The 18,162-nt window shown below is 64.0% G+C and carries 14 protein-coding genes; 8 read left to right on the top strand and 6 right to left on the bottom strand.

From position 1 onward, the window contains the following. Positions 1-22 precede the first annotated feature (22 nt). The 4 genes from BXE_RS02940 to BXE_RS02925 all read right to left on the bottom strand — a co-directional run bounded on the left by BXE_RS02940 (position 23) and on the right by BXE_RS02925 (position 5,303). A complete protein-coding gene (locus tag BXE_RS02940) occupies positions 23-1,162 on the bottom strand; it encodes a polysaccharide biosynthesis/export family protein (RefSeq protein ID WP_007179061.1) in 1,140 nt (379 codons plus the stop codon). Between the two features lie 67 nt (positions 1,163-1,229). Beyond that, positions 1,230-2,615, bottom strand: a complete 1,386-nt coding sequence (locus tag BXE_RS02935; protein WP_007179062.1) for an undecaprenyl-phosphate glucose phosphotransferase — start codon at positions 2,613-2,615, stop codon at positions 1,230-1,232. Between the two features lie 53 nt (positions 2,616-2,668). Further along, positions 2,669-4,228: a mannose-1-phosphate guanylyltransferase/mannose-6-phosphate isomerase gene (locus BXE_RS02930; protein ID WP_011486948.1), complete on the bottom strand. Its 1,560-nt coding sequence runs from the start codon at positions 4,226-4,228 to the stop codon at positions 2,669-2,671. A gap of 88 nt (positions 4,229-4,316) precedes the next feature. After that, positions 4,317-5,303, bottom strand: coding sequence for a helix-turn-helix domain-containing protein (locus tag BXE_RS02925; protein ID WP_038456935.1), 987 nt, complete (start codon positions 5,301-5,303; stop codon positions 4,317-4,319). Positions 5,304-6,107: 804 nt separating this feature from the next. Between BXE_RS02925 and BXE_RS02920 the strand changes: the two genes are divergently transcribed. The 4 genes from BXE_RS02920 to BXE_RS02910 all read left to right on the top strand — a co-directional run bounded on the left by BXE_RS02920 (position 6,108) and on the right by BXE_RS02910 (position 11,717). Continuing rightward, positions 6,108-8,396 (top strand): hypothetical protein, encoded by a 2,289-nt coding sequence (locus BXE_RS02920; protein ID WP_049782215.1) that lies wholly within the window; start codon positions 6,108-6,110, stop codon positions 8,394-8,396. 114 nt (positions 8,397-8,510) lie between these two features. After that, complete coding sequence (locus BXE_RS46365) at positions 8,511-8,660, top strand: hypothetical protein (protein WP_011486944.1); 150 nt, start codon at positions 8,511-8,513, stop codon at positions 8,658-8,660. 82 nt (positions 8,661-8,742) lie between these two features. Then, complete coding sequence (locus BXE_RS02915; protein ID WP_011486943.1) at positions 8,743-9,195, top strand: GDP-mannose mannosyl hydrolase; 453 nt, start codon at positions 8,743-8,745, stop codon at positions 9,193-9,195. A 131-nt stretch (positions 9,196-9,326) separates the two neighbouring features. Beyond that, positions 9,327-11,717 carry a PIG-L family deacetylase gene (locus BXE_RS02910; RefSeq protein ID WP_011486942.1) on the top strand — a complete coding sequence of 797 codons (2,391 nt, stop codon included), beginning with the start codon at positions 9,327-9,329 and terminating at the stop codon, positions 11,715-11,717. Positions 11,718-11,744: 27 nt separating this feature from the next. Here BXE_RS02910 and BXE_RS02905 read toward each other — a convergent pair whose 3' ends face one another. Next, the gene (locus BXE_RS02905; RefSeq protein WP_011486941.1) at positions 11,745-12,830 is read right to left on the bottom strand and encodes a glycosyltransferase family 4 protein; all 1,086 of its coding nucleotides are present in this window, start codon (positions 12,828-12,830) and stop codon (positions 11,745-11,747) included. A gap of 816 nt (positions 12,831-13,646) precedes the next feature. On the opposite strand from BXE_RS02905, the gene BXE_RS02900 reads away from it, so the two are divergent. Both BXE_RS02900 and BXE_RS46360 read left to right on the top strand, forming a co-directional pair. After that, a complete protein-coding gene (locus BXE_RS02900) occupies positions 13,647-15,626 on the top strand; it encodes a hypothetical protein (protein ID WP_011486940.1) in 1,980 nt (659 codons plus the stop codon). Positions 15,627-15,801: 175 nt separating this feature from the next. Beyond that, entirely contained in the window at positions 15,802-15,942 is a 141-nt protein-coding gene (locus tag BXE_RS46360; protein ID WP_167540869.1) for a hypothetical protein, read from the top strand. On the opposite strand, the gene BXE_RS02895 is transcribed toward BXE_RS46360, so the two are convergent. Then, the gene (locus tag BXE_RS02895; protein WP_011486939.1) at positions 15,939-16,325 is read right to left on the bottom strand and encodes a hypothetical protein; all 387 of its coding nucleotides are present in this window, start codon (positions 16,323-16,325) and stop codon (positions 15,939-15,941) included. The genes BXE_RS46360 and BXE_RS02895 overlap by 4 nt on opposite strands. Before the next feature lie 114 nt (positions 16,326-16,439). Here BXE_RS02895 and BXE_RS02890 point away from each other — a divergent pair, with 114 nt between their 5' ends. Together BXE_RS02890 and BXE_RS02885 are read left to right on the top strand one after the other, a co-directional pair. Further along, positions 16,440-17,105, top strand: a complete 666-nt coding sequence (locus BXE_RS02890) for a LysE family translocator (protein ID WP_011486938.1) — start codon at positions 16,440-16,442, stop codon at positions 17,103-17,105. 205 nt (positions 17,106-17,310) lie between these two features. Further along, positions 17,311-18,099 (top strand): sulfite exporter TauE/SafE family protein, encoded by a 789-nt coding sequence (locus BXE_RS02885; RefSeq protein WP_011486937.1) that lies wholly within the window; start codon positions 17,311-17,313, stop codon positions 18,097-18,099. Positions 18,100-18,162: the final 63 nt, after the last annotated feature.

Genomic DNA, 18,162 nt, shown 5'->3' with positions numbered 1-18,162 from the left:
CAAGATCACGTTTGCACGGTTGTTATTTCGCGAGGACGGCGCCCGTTACAGCCGCATTGATCGCCGGCAGCAGCAGGTTCAACACACGGTTGAAGCGGACCAGTCCGCCTTGACCGACGTACACCACGTCCTTCGGCTGCAGTTCGAACTGATTGGCGAGCACCATCGAAACCGGCGACGTCGCATCGAGGTGGTACACCTCGGGCGCTTCGCTCGTCGAATTGCGGATCACGAACAGTTGCCGTGCCGCGGCGGTGTTCGAATCGAAGCTGCCGCTATCGGAAATGGCCTGCGAAAGCGTCAGCGAGCCGTTGCGCATCGGCAGGATGGTTGCCGGCTTGTTGACCTCGCCCATCACGTAGACACCGCTGTCTTCGCGCGACGCCACCCGCAGCATGTCGCCCGCCTGCAGATAGATGTCCGACGGATTGCGGCCGCGCCTGATCAGATCGTCCATGTTCAGCTGATAAGGCACGCCGTTGCGGATCAACACCACGCGGCTGCGGTCCGCATTCGGGCTGAGGCCACCGCTCAGGCTGATCGCGGTCGTCAGCGACATTGGAATGTCGTTGACCGACTGGGCGCCGGGCGTACGCACTTCACCGTCCACGTAGACCTGCGCCGCGCGGAACGAGGCCACCCGTACCGTTACTTCCGGCTTCTGATACACGGTGCTCAGGCGCCGGTGCAGTTCCTTCTGGATCGCCGCGACGTCCTTGCCGGCCACGTGCACCGTGCCTGCGTACGGAAACTGCACATCGCCGTTTTCATCGATCAGGAAGCCGGGTGCGGCATCCGTCGTCTTCGAGTTCTGTGCCGGCTGACCGAGCGCGGCGGCAAGTTCCGGGTGATCCCACACGACGATCTGCAGCACGTCGCCGGGGCCGACCTTGTAAGGGGTCGGCTTGCCGAACAGCGCCAGCATCTGCGGCGACAGCGGCGCGGTGGTCTGCGCCTGATTCATCTTGCGCAGCAACGCGAGGTTGATATCGGTAATCGGAATCTGCTGCTGCGAATTCGCTTCAGTACTGTAATCACCACCCGTGTCCTGAATTGCGGCGGGCGTGACCATCCGCTGGCCCGGTGCGATTCCGCATCCGGAAAGCAGTGCGGCAGTAGCGAAAACCAGGAGACTTCCCGTGCGTAAACCAAGCGAGCTCATGATGTTTCCTCCTTGTGCCACGGCGTTGTTCCTCGGGAGAGGTAGCGTCTGGCGTTTTGTTAACTACTTAGTAAGCGTTTCGATGCACCAGTCCGGCGACTATCGTCGCGCCGATAATCCGCATGTCGAGTGCGAACGACCAATGTCCCAGGTAATACAAGTCATGTTCCACCCGACGTTCCATCTTCTCGATGCGGTCGGTCTCGCCACGAAAGCCGTTGATCTGTGCCCACCCCGTGATCCCCGGTTTGATCCGGTAGCGATTGATATAGCCCGCGACTACTTTCTGATAGAGGTCGTCGTGCTCGAGTGCATGGGGACGCGGTCCAACGACCGACATGTCGCCACGCAACACGTTGAAGAATTGCGGCAGTTCGTCGAGGCTCGTGCGGCGCAGGAACGCGCCCACCCTGGTGACGCGCGGATCGTTGCGCGTGGCCTGCCTGACGGTGCCTTTCTGCTCGGTGTGCAGACGCATCGAGCGGAATTTGTAGATGGTGAATACGTGGCCGTCCGCGCCTTTGCGTTTCTGCCTGAACAGAACCGGACCGCGCGAGGACAGCTTCACCGCGATCGCAATGGCGAGCATGAGCGGTGCAAGGGCGATCAGCGCGGTCAACGCGAACAGGCGGTCGAAGATTTCCTTCTTCAGCATCGAGCTCGCGGACAGCGGCGAGGCCACCAGGTTGATCGCCGGCACGCCGAGCAGATCGATCACCCCGCTGCCCTCGAACAGCGCGAGGCTGCGCACGTCCGGCATGAAGCGGATGTTCACGAGGTCGTCACGGAATTCGCTGACCAGCGAGCAGATCAGCGGCTCCTCGGAAAGCGACAGCATCAGCCACAGTTCGTGCACGTCGTTGGTCCGCATGTAGCCGGCGAGCGCTTCGACCGACTCGAACACCGGCACGCCCTGGCTGATGACCTGCGACACGTCAGGACGCGCGTTGTACACGGCCGTGGCGCGAAAACCGGTGGTCGGCGCCGCATTGATCCGGCGGATGATCGCGTCGCACTGCGAGCCGCTGCCGACAATGGCGACCTGGTGCAGATTCATCCCGGCGCTGCGCGCGCTCGCCAATACCGCGTGCGTCATCAGCCGGTACGCGATCAGCAGGCCGCCGGTCACCGCCGTCCAGTACGAGAACCATAGGCGCGACACGAAGTCGATGCGATGCAGCGAATACATCAGCACGAGGGCGCTGCCCTGCACCATCAGCCATGCGAGCGACACCTGGCCGGCCAGTACCAGCTTGGAGCGGCCGCGCCATGATTCGTACACGCCGAACGCCGGAAAGATGGCCAGCGCGAACGCGGCGGAAAACATCACGAGCGCCCAATAGAACCCGGATTGAGCGAGGTAATCAAAACGGATCTGCGACGCCACCGCCGCCCCCGCCAACACCAATGCAACATCGAAAACTCGCGCGAGCAAATCCTGAAACTTGCGCATTCTGGTCACCTCGTTCTTGCCGTTCTTGTCTGCAGTTGAATCCGGCGTGCTGTTTAGGAGCAGCGGCCGTAGTTGTCGTTGAACCTCACAATGTCGTCTTCACCGAGATAGGTGCCTGACTGGATTTCAATGATTTCGAGCGGCACCTTGCCCGGGTTTTCGAGCCGGTGGCGGGTGCCGAGTGGAATGTAGGTCGATTCGTTTTCGCTCAGCAGGAACTGCTCGTCGCCGCGCGTGACGAGCGCCGTACCGCGCACGACAACCCAGTGTTCCGCGCGGTGGTGATGCAATTGCAGCGACAGTTGCGCGCCCGGCGTCACGACAATGCGCTTGACCTGGAAACGCTCGCCGTGGTCGATCGAATCGTAGAAACCCCACGGGCGGCGCACCTTGCGATGCGCGTCGGCCTCCGGCGCGTGCTGCGCCTTGATGCGCGATACCAGACCCTTCACGTCCTGCACGTGCGAGCGGTCGACCACCAGCACCGCGTCGGCGGTTTCGACCACCACGACATTGGTGGTGCCGACACAGGCGACCAGCCGCCCTTCCGAATGCGCATAGCTCGATACCGCGCCTTCGAACGTCACCCGGCCGCGCCCCGCGTTGCCGTTGGCGTCCTTCTCCATCGCGGCCCAGACGGCGTCCCACGAACCCAGGTCCGACCAGCCCGCATCCAGGCCGATCACGACGCCGGCCGGTTGCGCCGGCGCGCTTGCGGCCGCGCCGTCGGTCGCATCCGGTTCGGCCGTTTCGGTCAGGCGCTCCATCACCGCGTAGTCGATCGAATTCGCGGGCGCACTGAGGAACGCTTCGACCAGCGGCCGGAAATACGCGCCGTCCTGGCGGCCACCGCTGAACGCGCGCTCGCAGGCCGAGTGCATTTCCGGCTGCAGACGCTTCAACGTATCGAGCCACACGCTCGCCCGGACAATGAAGATGCCGCTGTTCCACCAGTACATGCCCGCCGCGACATACTTCGCCGCGAGTTCTTCCGCGGGCTTTTCGACGAAACCGTCGATCGCATGGCCGCCGCCCGCCAGTTCCGCGCCGATGCGGATATAACCGAAGCCCGTATCGGGGCGCGTGGGCGGCACGCCCAGCGTCGCGATCGAACCCTGCTCCGCGTACTGCGCCGCGCGTTCGAGCGCGGCCTGCAAGGCGGGCACGTCGGCAATCGAATGATCCGCGGGCATGACGACGAGAATCGCGTCGCCGCCGTCCGCGCATGCGAGCGACGCCGCCAGCGTCAGCGCCGGCGCCGTATCGCGGCGCGCCGGCTCGACAATAAGACGAGCGTCGACGCCGTTTTCATGAAGCTGTTCGGCGATCACGAAGCGGTGTTCCTCGCCGCACACGATGACCGGCGACGCATCCACTTTCCAGCCCGCGGGAAACCCGTCCATGCGCCGCGCGGTAGCCTGCAGCAGCGAATCGGAACCGACTACGTCGATCAGTTGCTTCGGGTAGTTCTCGCGCGACACCGGCCACAGCCGGGTGCCCGAACCGCCCGCCAGAATCACCGGAACGATGCGCGCGCAACGCCCGTGCGCCGTCGCGGCACCCGCACTGTTCGGGTCGATCGACAGAGCACTCATAGCTGCCTGAGTCAACATATTCGCATTCCTTATAATTCGCAAAGATCGGCGGAATAACGGACCGGATGCCGCGTTGCCGCACGGCCCTCCGGCTGGCCCCGTCGCGCTATTCGCCGACCAGTCGGCGGCTTTGAATCCGAAATTCGGTCGGCGAAATTCTCATCCGCTTGCGAAACACCTTGGCCAGGCGGTCGCCATTGCCCATGCCGGTACGCCGCGCGATCTTGTCGACCGGCAATTCGGATTCGGTCAACAGGCTGCAGGTCACCGCAAGGCGCTCGTGCAACAGAAAACTCGAGGGCGTGATGCCCATTTCCATCTTGAAGCGGCGCAGAAAGTTGCGTTCGCTCATGGCGGCGAACTGCGCCGCGTCGGCAATCGATATCGCCTGCTGACAATTCTCTTGCAGCCAGCGGGCGGCCGCGCGCACCTTGTCGCCGGGGCTCAGGCCGCCGTCTTCGCCGAGCAGCGGCGCGAGATTCGAGCACGAATCGGCCAGCAGGCGCTCGGCCACCGTGCGTGCCGTGGCGCTGCCGAGATCGCGCTTGATCATGGCGAGCGCGCTTCTCATCGATTCGAGGCGATCGCCCGCGTCGGCGGTCTGTTCCGGTTGGCGCGCCGGTATCGGCTGCGCCTGTGCATCGCCGGCTTCCCTGCTGCTATCCGGCACATAGGCCGCATCGAGCAGCGCGCGGCCTTCCGCGATCGGCCGGATCATGCCGGTATTGCGGCGTACGCGGCGCAGCCACGCAATCAGCCGCTCGTCGCTTGCGGCGGCGAGTGCACCTTTACCGCCCGCGACATACAACGCATCGAAACCGCCGTAATGCCGCGCGTCGAGTCCGTCTGTCCAGACCCGCAGCGCGGACGACGAAGTCACCATGCCGCCGTCGGCCGACAGGAAGGAAACGTCATATAACCAGCCGCCCGCGCCGGACGAAGCCATTTCGTTCGCGGCCTGAAACACCTCGGCAACGACTCCGGCGCCCTGCAGCGAGCAGTCGTTGAACATCAGTATCGCGATGCGACGCATACCCTTGTTCGGAGCGTGCACCCAGCGCAGCATTGCAGACTCGAGACTCGCGCAGGTCATAGTCATCCTCTCACCAGAAAACGGATCTAACTCTTCACCCGGGACGGCCGCAGAGAGGCCGGCTCTGTGCAGCGCATCATAGTCACCGCCAATCAAGTATTTAGCCGCCATGACCGAAAGCGCGTACATGTTGGCGTTTGGACAGGGTGACCCGCCAGGGATTTTCGGAACAACCCCGCTACCGCTGTCTTTTCAACGGATTAATTGCCGATTCCACATATGAATGAATTGGCATTCTGCGAATGTTAATGCAAATAAAACTGGCATTTCGTACGCCACCGCACACACAGCGACTACTCGAAAACGGCCGAGTTACAATTCGAACCATCCGCCGCCAAACGGATTTGAAGTGACTTTTTCCCGCCGCAACGTCAGAATGAGCGCAGCCACCTTCGCTATACCGGCATCTGCTCCGCGCTAACGCCAGCCTGCATTTCTTCTGACGATAAATCTGCGGAGTGGCAATAAGTAAAACGAACATCCAATATAAGCACTTAAGAGCGCGACAAAATTATTTAATTGGTTGTTATTGGATCGCGCGAATATAAACATGGCGATTAATGTTTCAAACGTGAAACACCGGAATAAGACAACTTTAGACCGCGCGGCAATAGGCGGGCCAGTGGCGGAATGTGTCGGGTGAGAAACGGGCTATTTCCGCCAGCAGGTTGCGGAAATACACTATGCGGTTTGCGCAACACATTGCCTGAAGAGGCGCGGCGCGGCGGCTCTGACCTGGTGAACTAGCAGATGGGCGACGCGTTTGTCGTCTGGGGAAAGCACGGCGAACGACACGGGGAACACATGTCGAATGTACGCGAACAGCACGCGCTGCGAAAGCGCACCGGCGGCTTTTGCGCCGTGAGTCGAGGACTGCGAATCAGTCTTGTCGCCTCGGCGGCAGCCGTCATCCTGCTCGGTCTTCCAGCCGTTCGATGCGCGGCCGCGGATGCTGCACCGCAAGCGAATGGCGCGAGCGCGGGCAATGGCGAATTCACGGCGGACGGCAGGAAGTGGACACTGTGTGCAGCGGAATACGGCACCTGCCGTTTCAGCGGCACACGTGACGTGCTGTATGGCACGGTGCAGCAGCACGTCGTCAAGACGTTTACGGATAGCGCGGAGTGCAACAACGCTGTCTTCGGCGATCCGGCGCCCGGCGTGGAGAAGCGCTGCGCGATGACGCAAGCGGCGCAGGCGGCGGCGCCTGTCGCGAACAAGGACACGGCATCGGACACGGCAGTGCGATCCGCCGCGCTTGCGGAACTGAAGGCGCCGCCCGGACAAGGCTTGCGTTGCTCGGCACCTTCGTTGCAGGTGCCCACGGCGCAGAACGGTGATCTGCTCGAAGCTGACACGCCCAGCGACGGCACCCGCCTGTTCGCCGTGGCCAGACCCTTCGCGCTGGTTTTCACGACACGCCCCGCGCAAAGCGACACGCTCACCTGGCAAATACGCGACACGTGGAATGTCGTGCGCGCCAGTGGGCGTTTCCCCGTCGCGGCCGGCGCAACCCTGTCCACGTTGAGTTGCGCATCCAGCGTGGCGGGTTACTTTGCCGTGTCCGCCTCGCTGGAACGCGCACACGGCCAGCTCGAATCGCGCGGCACACGTCCTGCCGGCATCGTGACGTTCGGCGTGCTGCCGGACACCTCCGCCGCGTTGCCCGCGGTACGTTTTCCGTATGAAGATCTGCACCGCTTCGGCGGCCAGGGCGCGGCCTATCTTGCACCCGGCCAACAATGCTGCGACGGCGACGGTTACCGGCCGGTCTACACCGCGCTCGGCCTGTCGTGGGTCAACGACAATCGCAACTGGTATATGGAAGAGCCGAAGAAACCGGGCACATTCGACCCCGCGACAAAGCAGCTCACGCCGTTTTTCCGGCGCGGCGACCTCATGCGGCTGATCCAGCTCGACGGTATCCCGCAGTGGGCGAGTCCAACCGGCAAGGAAACGCACAGCTATGCGCCGACTTCGCTCGCGCAGATGAAAGATTACATGGCCAGAGTCGGCGCCGAGTCGAATCGGGTTCGCATGACCTACTTTCCCAAACAGCGCGACAACTACTATCAGGTGACGTGGGAACCGGACGCCGACGGCGGTCTGCCCTGGCGCGACACCGACGCGAATTTCATCGCCATGTACAAGGCGGTCTGGGAGGGCATCCATCAGACGGATCCTCACGCGGTGGTGATGGGCCTCACGTATTCGTCGGTGCAAGGCAACGTGACGTGGATGCGCAAGCTCGGTCCGCTTGGCATCGGCCGCTATATGGACGGCATGACGATTCACGGCTATTACGACATCGGCACGACGCCCTCGCATCCGCCCGAGCGCGTGACGGACACCGGCAACCAGGGCACGGTGCCGGGCGCGCTGCCGGCCGCGATGCGGGCGTTGCGCCACGAGATGCGTCTGTACCTGAAGCCCGGCGCGCCGCTATTCGTGACCGAGACGGGCATCAGCTACGACATCGGCGAATCGTATGGCAAGAACTATCCCGGCGCGGATGTGTTGTACGCCCAGGCGGCGGTCACGGCGCGCACGCATCTGATCCTGCTCGGCGAAGGCGCCGACATGACCTACGTGTTCTATCTTGCGGATATGCCGGACGCCGCGCCGGGCTACGGCATTTTCTTCGAACTCGACCACCCAACGGGCGCTTACGGCCCGACCCGCATCAGCCCGAAGCCCGCGGCGCTCGCGGTGGCGGCGATGACGCGCATCATCGACGGCACCGTGACGCTCGGCCCGCTCAAGGGCGTGCCCAAAGGGGTCTACGCGTACGCGTTCCGCCGGCTCGGCGGCGGCAGGATCGTCACCGCGCTCTGGACACATGACAACGACGCATGGAGCGCCCGGACCGGTTTCGACGCGAGCCGCGGCGTGGATTATCGGCTGCGCGTCGACGCGCCCGGCAGCACGGGAGAGGTGACAGTGTTCGACATGATGGGCAACGCGACGACCTTGCCGTACCGCGACGGCGTGGCGAACGTGAAGCTTTCCCCGGCGCCGGTCTACGTGGTCTCCGGCAACGCCGACGTTTTCAGCAACGCTGTCATGACACCCGAGGGCTATGTAGCCCGCTAGCGGCGCGATGTGACGATACTTCGGCGTGATGTGACAGGCTCTGCGGCTACTGGCGCACATAGTATGCAGGCGGGGCCACGATAGCATGGCTATCAACACGCCGGAGCCGAATACATGAACGGCCTTGCATGGATGATGCTGGTACTGGCCGCGATGTTCGGCGCGTTTCTCTTCGCGACGATCGGCGCGGTTCTGCTCGCGCTCTTTCTGGCGAGCGTGTCGAGCCGGCTCACACGAAACGATGATCACCATCGCGACTACTAGCGAATCGTGACGAACGCCCAATGCCGCTTCGAGGCCGCCCGAAACAGGCACGCCCGGCGGCGCGGCAAACGCGGGAGAAAACATGCTGACCGAGATCGATTTCCTGGACGTGGTCCGTCTCACGCCTCTGGTCGCGTTCGATCTGATCGTCAGCGATGCGCGCGGGCGCGTGCTGATCGGCCGCCGCCGTAACCGCCCCGCTCGCGGCACCTGGTTCGTTCCCGGCGGCCGCATTCACAAAGGCGAAACGCTCGACGCCGCTTTCGCGCGCATTGCCGATGCGGAGTTGGGCATCGCGAATCTGGCGCGCTCGGCGGCCCGCTTCGAAGGCGTGTTCGAACATCACTACAGCGACAACTTCGCGGGCGAGCCGGACGTGTCGACTCACTACATCGTGCTCGCCTATGCGCTCACGCTCGCGGGCACGGCGCCGCCCGGACGCCCCGAGCAGCACAGCGAATATGCGTGGCTCGCGCCCGCGGAACTGCTGGCGCGCGCGGACGTCCACGACAACACCAAAGCCTATTTCCGCTAAAGCGCGAGCAGGCAGGCGCGCGTGCCTGCGTTCATGCCGGACTGCAATGTGGCGCCGACTGTGAGTTCGGTAACGTGACGGCCAGGGCCGCTACAGTATGATTCGAGCTCACCGTCAGGGCTCGAATCACTATGCGACCATCGGCAATCAGGCTCGTTCGCGATTCATTCATTGCGTGCTTCGCGTTGTTCGTCTTCGCCTTCCTGCCAGCATCCGCACACGCGGCGGACTGCGGCGCCGGCACGCTGGTCACCGTGGTCGCGCATCTCGACGACGATCTGCTTTTCGTGGACCCCGCCATCAGCGAGCGTCTCGACGCGAGATGGTGCATCACCACCGTGCATCTGATCGGCGGCGCCAACGGCGCGGACTTCGCGTATGTTCAAACCCGCGAGCGGGCTTCGCGTCTCGCCTACGCACGCATGGCGGGTGTGCCTGACGAGTGGCTCGAATCCAATGTGACGATTGCCGGCAAGCTCGTGCACCAGATGGTGCTCAAGGCGAGGCCGCAAGTGCGCCTGCTCGAACTGCGCCTGCCCGGCGGCGCCGTGCGCGGCGGCCGCGAACCGCTTGGCCTGCTGTGGGAACAACACGCAACGCTCTCCACTTATCCGATGAACGCGGACGGCTCCGTGCGCGTGAAGTACGATCGCGATGCCTTGTCGGCCACCTTGAAAGCGATACTCGCGCAGGCCACGCTGATCTATACGCTCAATCCGGACACCGTGCCGTTTATCGAGCATCCCGATCATATCTACGCCGCGCGTATCACCCGCCACGTCGCCCAGACGCTCGGCAAGAGCGTGCCGATCGTCTACCACGTCACCTATCCGACCGGCGGCTGGCCAGGCAATCTTCCCGCAGCCGAAGTGCAGCGCAAGCGCGACATCGTCGCCAGTTATTTTTCGATCGACGGCAGCGAATCGTCGCATGTGTTCGGTGAGTTTCAATGGGACGGTAACTGGATTTCGCGCCGCTATGCGTTTGCCGATCGCACCGATCGCCGCGTACCGGATTTCGTGTCTCATCCAATTCAGCTCTTCAACGCGGCGGCGAGCCGCTGCCTGAGCTCCGCGGGTCCTGGACGCGCGCCGGCACTTGCCGCGTGCACGGGTTCGCCGGCTCAGCAATGGCGGTGGGACCCGCTCACCGTCTATCCCGGCAACGCACGCAACGCGGCGCTCGTGAGCGTCGCGACTTCGCAATGTATTGCCGAGCGCGACGGCTATCTGGTCGCCGAGACCTGCGATCAATGGGACATGGCGCAGCGCTGGACGCCGTGGGACTTCGGCCTCGTCTATACGCCGATGCGCCATTGCCTCGGCGAAAACGACGGCAAGCTGACCATGCGCGGCTGCACCGCGCTCACCACGCGCTACCGTTGGGCCACCACGCAACGCACCCAGGCGAACGATCTGAGGCTCGCCACGGCGATGACAGGTGACATCGCCGGCTCGGGCGAGCAATCGGTGGTGTACGTTCAGCGGCAACACGACGGCCCGGGCTTCAACGTGTATGCCGCGTCGCTCGCCAATGCGTCGCCGCCCGCGCTGTGGTATGCCAACGTCGTGCCGTTCGATCCGCAGGCCACCGCGCCGAGCTGCGCCGGCGACAGACTGTGCTTCGACAGCGTGCGCTTCCTGCTCGGCGATTTCGACGGCGACGGCAAGGCTGACCTGATGATCGTCGCGGCACGCGAGGGCGGCACCGCGTTCTGGCTGCTTCGCAGTGCCGGCGACCACTTCGAGGCGCCGCGCCTGTGGCTGCAAACCAGCAATGCGTTCAGGCCGGAGCTGACGCAGCAGTATGTGGCCGCGGACTTCACCGCTACGGGACGGGCCAGCGTGCTGATCGCGCAGAAACGGGCCGACAGCGGACTCGATCTGTGGATGGCGTCGCCGCAACGATCAGGAGGCCCGGCGGGATCAGCGCCGACGCTTTGGGCACAGGCCAGAAGCCTGCCGCAGAACGTCAACCTGCTGGTGCGTGAAACGGTGGGCGCGCGCGCCGCGCTGGTCGCGGTGAGCAGCACGAATGGACGCCTCGCGCTCACGCCCATCGCCAACGAGGGGGCACGCATGAGCGTCGGCGAGCGCAACGTCTTGCCGGCGAGTTTCGACCCGGACTTCGTGAAAGTAACGATGGGCGCCGTGCATGGCCGCGACAGCAACACGTTGATTCTGCTGACGCCGCATCTCGGCGAATCGAGCGAAGAAGCGATGATCGACGTCGCCACGCTCGACACGAGCGGCGCGGGCAATACACCGGCCCAGGCGGCGACATTGCATGGCTTGTCGTGGTCGGATGTCTTTCCGGCATTCGTGCGCGACAAGCAAGGCGCGGCACTCGTGCTGTTTCGACGCACCGACGCCACCCTCGGCGATTTCTATTTCACCGGCGGCGCGCCGGCGTTGTCGCGTTATCCGTCAGGAAACGGACTCGCGCTGGGCGAAGCTCAGGAACTCGGCAAGCTGCCGGGGCTGTTCTCGGAGACAGTGCGCATCGACCGGCTCACGCAGTAGCGCGCGGGCCGGCCGATCCAGCCCGCGTCAGGCGGAAACCCGCAGCGGTTGAACGAACTTCCGCGCGATCGTCATGTAGCGATCCGCCGTGTCGTGCAGCGTATAGCCGGCCAGTTGCCGGTTCGCGCGCGGCGTGCCGAGCGCGCTCAGCAGCGCGCCGCCGTAGGCTTCCGGGTCGGTCGTGTCGACGAGATTGACGCCGGCAAAAGCGCTCGCAAAGCCGAAAGAAGGAATCCGGCTCGCCACGACAGGAATGCCCGAAGCAAGCGCCTCCAGAAAACCGATGCTCTGCGCTTCGAACCGCGACGGCATGGCAAAGACCCGTGAGGCGCGCAGAATCGCGGCGACATCGGAGCGCGGCCCGCCCACGGTCACACGGCTTTCCAACCCGAGTTCGCGGACGAGCGACAGCACCGCCCTGTGATAGTCCAGATCTTCCACGACACCGCACAAGAGAAGGCGCGCCTCCGGCTCCGCCTGCAGCACGCGCTCGAACGCACGGATCGTGTCGAGCTGGCTCTTGCCTTCGATATACCGGCCGAGCTGAACGATCTGCTTCGGGTACACCTCGACATCCGGCGCGCAGGCGTCGTTGGCTTCGGAGAACAACTGTGCGTCCACGCCATTCGGAATCACGACCATGGACGGATGCCGGCCGATCTCGCGCAGATAGTCGTCGATATTCTGCTGCGACACGCCGATGATCGCTCTCGCGCGTCGCGAAAGCAGGCGCTCGGCCCGCTTGAGCGCGCCGTTCTCGAAGTCGTTGACGCCGGAATGCATGACCCAGGCAATCGGCGTATGGACCGGCAGAAGACGTACATACAGCGCCGCAAGCGTTGCATGCGCCACGATGAAGTCGGGCCGGAAACGCCGCACCACGCGATACAGATGCAGCAGCTTGCCTACCCTGCCGTAGCGAACATCGGGGAACAGACAGGTGACGCCCGCAGCCTGAAGTTCGGCGCGAATGTCGGCGAAATCGTCCTGCTGTGGCAGCAGCGACGTCATGCAGACCTCATGGCCGCCGCGCTGATGATGAATGGCCAACCCTTTTACGAGTACTTCTGCGCCGGACAATCGCGGTGCATGAACCAGTTGAAGAATCCTCACGATTGATCTCTCAGCCTTAAGCGTCTTTTTTGCGCAGCGGATGGGATGCCGCCCCCGTTATTCCAGACCCAATAACGTCGGTATCCATCGTCGTGTACGGCGCGCTCCTTTTTTGCGGAACGCGTCATTGTCTCCATAAAACAGCGACAGTTCCGCCGCGATATCCATGTCGCGAGGAAACCTTACACCCAACATCCAGCACTTTTGCGCCAAGCCCAAGACTTTTTCGGCTGGCCAATGAGCGCTAGCGCCCATTTCTCAGTGGATTGGCGTCGGCCGATAGTTAGGTATCCGTTTCAACTCATTACGGCCCCAATTCATGGTGGCGGAAAAAGACAGGTTTCACCTGACAGATCTTTTCATAAGATAAAAGCAATTAGTACTGCATTAATGTTCATATGTAACGACTCGTTACTTCTTTTAAGCCTACTAATGCGTATCGTTGCGGTCGATTCTTCCCAAACTGAGCGTTTCTAGCTTACAGGACAGTAAAAAGTTCATCGGCTAGCGCCATGAACTCAAGCATTGCGATCTGAATCGCGCTGTTCCTCACACGCTAGCCGTTTTCGTCGTACCTTCCCCGGTCGTCCGATTCCGCCAAAGCCGCTCGCGTCAGCGGCCCGGTTTCGTACGGCAAGCGTTGCTCTGCGGAGAAACGCGTTCGGGGCCGACAACCCGGGAAGGCATCACCTTCGCGCAGCTGCAACGCGGCGCACCCAGGACGCCAGTGTCGAAGCCTTGGTCATCGGCTGGCTTGCAAATGAACCTCGATGTTCGCTCCGCCTCCCGACGCGCTTTGCGCGAGGACCCGGACGAATGATCAGCCAACGCATTGCTTACGGATTGATGAAAACGCAACTACTCCTACTTTCGACACTATCCCTCGCACTCGCCGCATGCGGCGGCGGCGGCGGTGGTGACAGCGCCGGCGGCGCCTCGGCCAACCAGGCCAACGGCACGGGCGGCACCAGCAGTTCAGCCAGCACGTCCGCCGCAGGGAACGCCAGCACCGGCACCGTTGCGCTGAACGCCACGGGCGGCACCGCGGCCATGAGTTGCGCCTCGCCCACCACATCGGCAGGCTCGGGCAGCGCGACGATCTCCGCGGATACGCCCAGCGCGGACGGCACACGCATCTTCGCGTCCGGCAGCACTTTCCAGCTCGCCTTCAACACCAACGCGCCGGCTGCGGATACGCTCAACTGGGCCGTCACTGACACGCTCGGCCGCGTTGCCGCGAGCGGCACCGCCGCCGTGCCGGGCGGCGCGCACACCATTACGTTCAACTGCACCTCGACGCTCGCCGGCTATTTCGCGGCAACGGGCACGCTGGCCAAAAGCGGCGGACAGTTGCCGCAGGCCGGCACGCGTCCGGTGGGTATCGCGACTTTCGGCGTAACGCCGAATCTGTCCGGCGCCGTGCCGGCCGTCACGTATGCGCGCGAGGAGCAGCATCGCTTCGGCATGCAGGGCGCGAACGACAACGGTCCGCTGCTTGCCGCGCTCGGCATTTCGTCGACTATCGACGACCGTCAGCTCTCCACGATGGAACCGAACGGACCGAACACGTTCAACCCGTCGGCCGACAATCTCGATCCGTTCTACAAGAGCGGCAACGTGATGCGGCTGATCCGTCTCGACGGCATTCCGGCCTGGGCGAGCAGCACCGGCGCCTTCCAGGACGACACCACGCTGCCCTCCGATATTTCGTACTACCAGAGCTACATGAGCCGCGTCGGCACGGAATCGAACGCGATTCGCGCCGCGTACTTCCCGACCCAGTCGGCGAACTACTATCAGGTGACGTGGGAACCGAACCAGATGTGGACGGACACCGACGCGAACTTCGTCGCGTTGTACAAGTCCGTCTATCAGGGCATTCATTCGACCGATCCGCACGCGATGGTGATGGGCCCGGCCGACGCCTTCCCGAGCCTGACCACTTCGCACCTGCAACGCCTCGCGTCGCTCGGCTTCGGCCAGTACATCGACGCGGTGGCCACGCACGGCTACTACGACGCGGGCACGTCGCCGTCGCATCCGCCCGAGCGCTATGACAGCGACCCGTCCACCGCCTCGGGTTCGCTGCGCGGCCAGATGCGCAACCTGCGCGCGGAAATGGCCGCCGACTACCGCAGCGGCATGCATCTGTTCTCGACGGAAGCGGGCATCAGCTACGACCTCGGCACGTCGTACGGTCCGAACTATCCGAGCGCCAACGTGCTGTACGCACAAGCGGCGGTTGCGGCGCGCATGCACATCATCACGCTCGGCGAAGGCGCGGATCAGACCTACGTGTTCTACGGTGCGGACTATCCGGATGAAGTCGGCTACGGCACCTTCTTCGACCTGAGCGATCCGCAAGGCGCATTCGGCGCGACCAACCTCAGTCCGAAGCCGGTGGCGATGGCGATCAGCGCGATGACGCACACGCTCGACGGCACCACGACGCTCGGCCCGGTGAACGGCACGCCGACCGGCATCTATGCCTATGCGTTCCAGCAGGTGGGCAACGGTGCGGTGATTACCGCTCTGTGGGCGCACAACAACGACGTGTGGAGCGCGAGCGCGGGCTTCAGTTCGAGCTATGGCGTCGCGTACAGCCTTAACGTCGACGGGCCCGGCACGAACGGCACCGTCAAGGTGATCGACATGATGGGCAACGCGACCAATGCGAATTACAGCAACGGTGTGCTGAAGCTCAACCTGACCGAATCGCCGGTGTATGTGGTGTCGAACAACGCGTCGGTGACGCGAGCCAACGCGACGACGCCGGTGGGATACGTCGGCATGTAAGCCACGCGCCCGACGTACGATGCGCGGCGTTCAATTTACGCCGCCATTTCGACGCGGGCGGCCACCGTTGCGAGCAAACGCGAACATCCAGATTGTTTGCCCGCGCGGACAAAAGAGGCGCACACTAGCGAACTGCTCCTATGCGGAGCAATAACCGCCAATTGGGGAGTCCATCATGGCAAAAGGTCAAATGCGCAGTAACCGCGAAGCGAAGAAACCGAAGCAGGCGAAGAAGCCGGCTCCTGCCACTTCGCCATCCGGCGCGCCGCCGATCCGCGTCGCACCGAGCACCTCGGCAACCGCAAAGAAGCACTAGCAAGACCGCATGAGCAGGCCCGCCGCGGCACGGCGGGTATTCATCCAGAACGGCATATCCCGCAGCACCACATCCCGTATCTTCGGCCAGAGCGTTCCAGTGGCCGGCATCATGATCGCCATTGCAGCGGAGATAAACCCGCACTCCGTCCATTGCGAAGCGGCTGAAAACATCTCGCGACCGCGAATGCGTTCACGGAGAATATCGCTGAAATCCGGCTCCGCAAATAAACGAATCCCATTGCCCGACTTTAAATACGGCTGCGCCTGATTCGCGTAATAGTTACGCGAAATAGTATTTCCCTTTAGCACGAGACATACTCCGGGACTCGCCGGCAACACGGCGCGCGCGGATCCGATCGAATCGATCGAGCCAATGCTCATGCGCGGACTTGCTCGCTGTCGAAGGTCTCGCTATGCTGAACGGCTCGCCGGCTACAGGCATGCCGGCAAAACACGAAACGCAGGACGAACCAGAACAATCGAGCCGGGATAGCCATGTCCACCACCAGTCTCTTCTTCACCGCTGCGGGCGTCGGGCTCGCCATTGCCGCGCCGGTCGGTCCGATGGGCATGCTGTGCATCCGCCGCACGCTGACCGGCGGTCCGCGCGCCGGACTCGCGATCGGCTTCGGCATTGCGACCGGCGACGCGGCTTATGGTCTGATCGCGGCGCTCGGCCTCGTCGGCATCTCGCAGTTCATGCTCGCGTATGACCGGCCGTTGCATCTGCTCGCCGGGTTGTTCCTGTTGTATCTGGGCGTGCGCACGCTGCTTCAGAAAGCGCCCGCCGAGGCGGCAAATGGCCCGAGCCCGACAGGCGACACAACGAACGGCAACGGCAAGCTCGCGCAGGTGGGCCGCGCCGGCGCGCTGCGCGCCTATGTGAGTTCTTTGCTGCTCACGCTGACCAATCCGCAAACGGTCATCATGTTCGCCGCGCTGTTCACGACGCTCGCCCCGCGCGGCGCGTTTTCATCGAGCATTGCGCTGACCACGGTAGGCGGCGTATTTTGCGGCTCGATCGCGTGGTGGTGCTTCCTCGTCACCGTGGTCTCGCTCGCGCGCCATGCGATCGGCAGCAGACTGCGCGTCGCCATCGACCGGATCGTGGGCTTCACGCTGGCGGCATTCGGCGTCGTGGAAATTCGCCGGGCGCTGTGAGCGGGCGCCGCCAGGCGGTTCGGGCGCCACGCGCGCAGGCGGCGCGGCACAGCGCTTCGCACGCAAACGCAGCAGTTTTGCGACAATAGCGGCTTTCGCCGCGCCGCGGCGGCCCGCCCGCCGCCCTCCATCGACTGTCGAAGGCAGGCGCACGGGCCCTGCCGCCCGCTCCGTCCAACCCACCCGACCGTCAGCGGTCCGCTCAATGGCTCTTCCCCACATCGATCTGCTGTACTCCGTCTCCGGCCTGTTCGTCGGCTTTCTGGTGGGACTGACGGGCGTCGGCGGCGGCTCGCTGATGACGCCGATCCTGGTTCTGCTATTCAACGTGCATCCGGCCACCGCCGTCGGCACCGACCTGCTGTACGCGGCGGCCACCAAGGCAACCGGCACGCTCGTGCACGGCCTGAAAGGCTCCGTCGACTGGCAGATCACCCTGCGCCTCGCCGCCGGCAGCGTGCCGGCCGCCACCCTCACGCTGATTCTGCTGCATCGTTACGGCATGGACACGCCGGGCGCCGGCCGCCTGATCCAGATCGTGCTCGGTGCGGCGTTGTTGATCACGGCGGTGGCGCTGGTGTTTCGCCCGCAGCTCGCGGCGCTCGGCGCCCGCAAGCAACGCACGCCGCGCCAGGGCCGCACGCTCGCGCTGACCATGCTGACCGGCGCGGTGCTCGGCGTGCTGGTGTCGCTGACGTCGGTCGGTGCGGGCGCCATCGGCGTGACGGTGTTGCTGTTGCTCTATCCGCTTCTGCCGACCACGCGCATCGTGGGTTCCGACATCGCGCACGCAGTGCCGCTCACGCTGCTGGCGGGCGCCGGTCATTGGCTGCTGGGCTCGATCGACTGGTCGATGCTGTTGTCGCTGCTGGTGGGGTCGCTGCCGGGCATCGCGATCGGCAGCTATCTGTCCTCACGCGCGCCGGATGCGCTGCTGCGCAACCTGCTCGCCGCCACGCTCACGCTGGTCGGCGTGCGCCTCGTGCTGGCCTGAATCGCCGCGAACGGATATCGGCGCGCCGGCGCAACCGGCCGGCAAATAGCGGCGAATAGCGGC

The organism is Paraburkholderia xenovorans LB400, from assembly GCF_000013645.1.
In the GTDB taxonomy this organism is placed as follows: domain Bacteria; phylum Pseudomonadota; class Gammaproteobacteria; order Burkholderiales; family Burkholderiaceae; genus Paraburkholderia; species Paraburkholderia xenovorans.
This window is presented reverse-complemented; position numbering and strand designations above follow the sequence as displayed.

Excerpts from the sequence above, each read along its gene's own strand:
- BXE_RS46365 (WP_011486944.1), top strand. The coding sequence starts at position 8,511 with ATGAACGGCCTTGCATGGATGATGCTGGTACTGGCCGCGATGTTCGGC.
- BXE_RS46360 (WP_167540869.1), top strand. The coding sequence starts at position 15,802 with ATGGCAAAAGGTCAAATGCGCAGTAACCGCGAAGCGAAGAAACCGAAG.
- BXE_RS02890 (WP_011486938.1), top strand. The coding sequence starts at position 16,440 with ATGTCCACCACCAGTCTCTTCTTCACCGCTGCGGGCGTCGGGCTCGCC.
- BXE_RS02930 (WP_011486948.1), bottom strand. The coding sequence starts at position 4,228 with ATGTTGACTCAGGCAGCTATGAGTGCTCTGTCGATCGACCCGAACAGT.
- BXE_RS02885 (WP_011486937.1), top strand. The coding sequence starts at position 17,311 with ATGGCTCTTCCCCACATCGATCTGCTGTACTCCGTCTCCGGCCTGTTC.
- BXE_RS02900 (WP_011486940.1), top strand. The coding sequence starts at position 13,647 with ATGATCAGCCAACGCATTGCTTACGGATTGATGAAAACGCAACTACTC.
- BXE_RS02920 (WP_049782215.1), top strand. The coding sequence starts at position 6,108 with ATGTCGAATGTACGCGAACAGCACGCGCTGCGAAAGCGCACCGGCGGC.
- BXE_RS02940 (WP_007179061.1), bottom strand. The coding sequence starts at position 1,162 with ATGAGCTCGCTTGGTTTACGCACGGGAAGTCTCCTGGTTTTCGCTACT.
- BXE_RS02935 (WP_007179062.1), bottom strand. The coding sequence starts at position 2,615 with ATGCGCAAGTTTCAGGATTTGCTCGCGCGAGTTTTCGATGTTGCATTG.
- BXE_RS02910 (WP_011486942.1), top strand. The coding sequence starts at position 9,327 with ATGCGACCATCGGCAATCAGGCTCGTTCGCGATTCATTCATTGCGTGC.
- BXE_RS02895 (WP_011486939.1), bottom strand. The coding sequence starts at position 16,325 with ATGAGCATTGGCTCGATCGATTCGATCGGATCCGCGCGCGCCGTGTTG.
- BXE_RS02925 (WP_038456935.1), bottom strand. The coding sequence starts at position 5,303 with ATGACCTGCGCGAGTCTCGAGTCTGCAATGCTGCGCTGGGTGCACGCT.
- BXE_RS02915 (WP_011486943.1), top strand. The coding sequence starts at position 8,743 with ATGCTGACCGAGATCGATTTCCTGGACGTGGTCCGTCTCACGCCTCTG.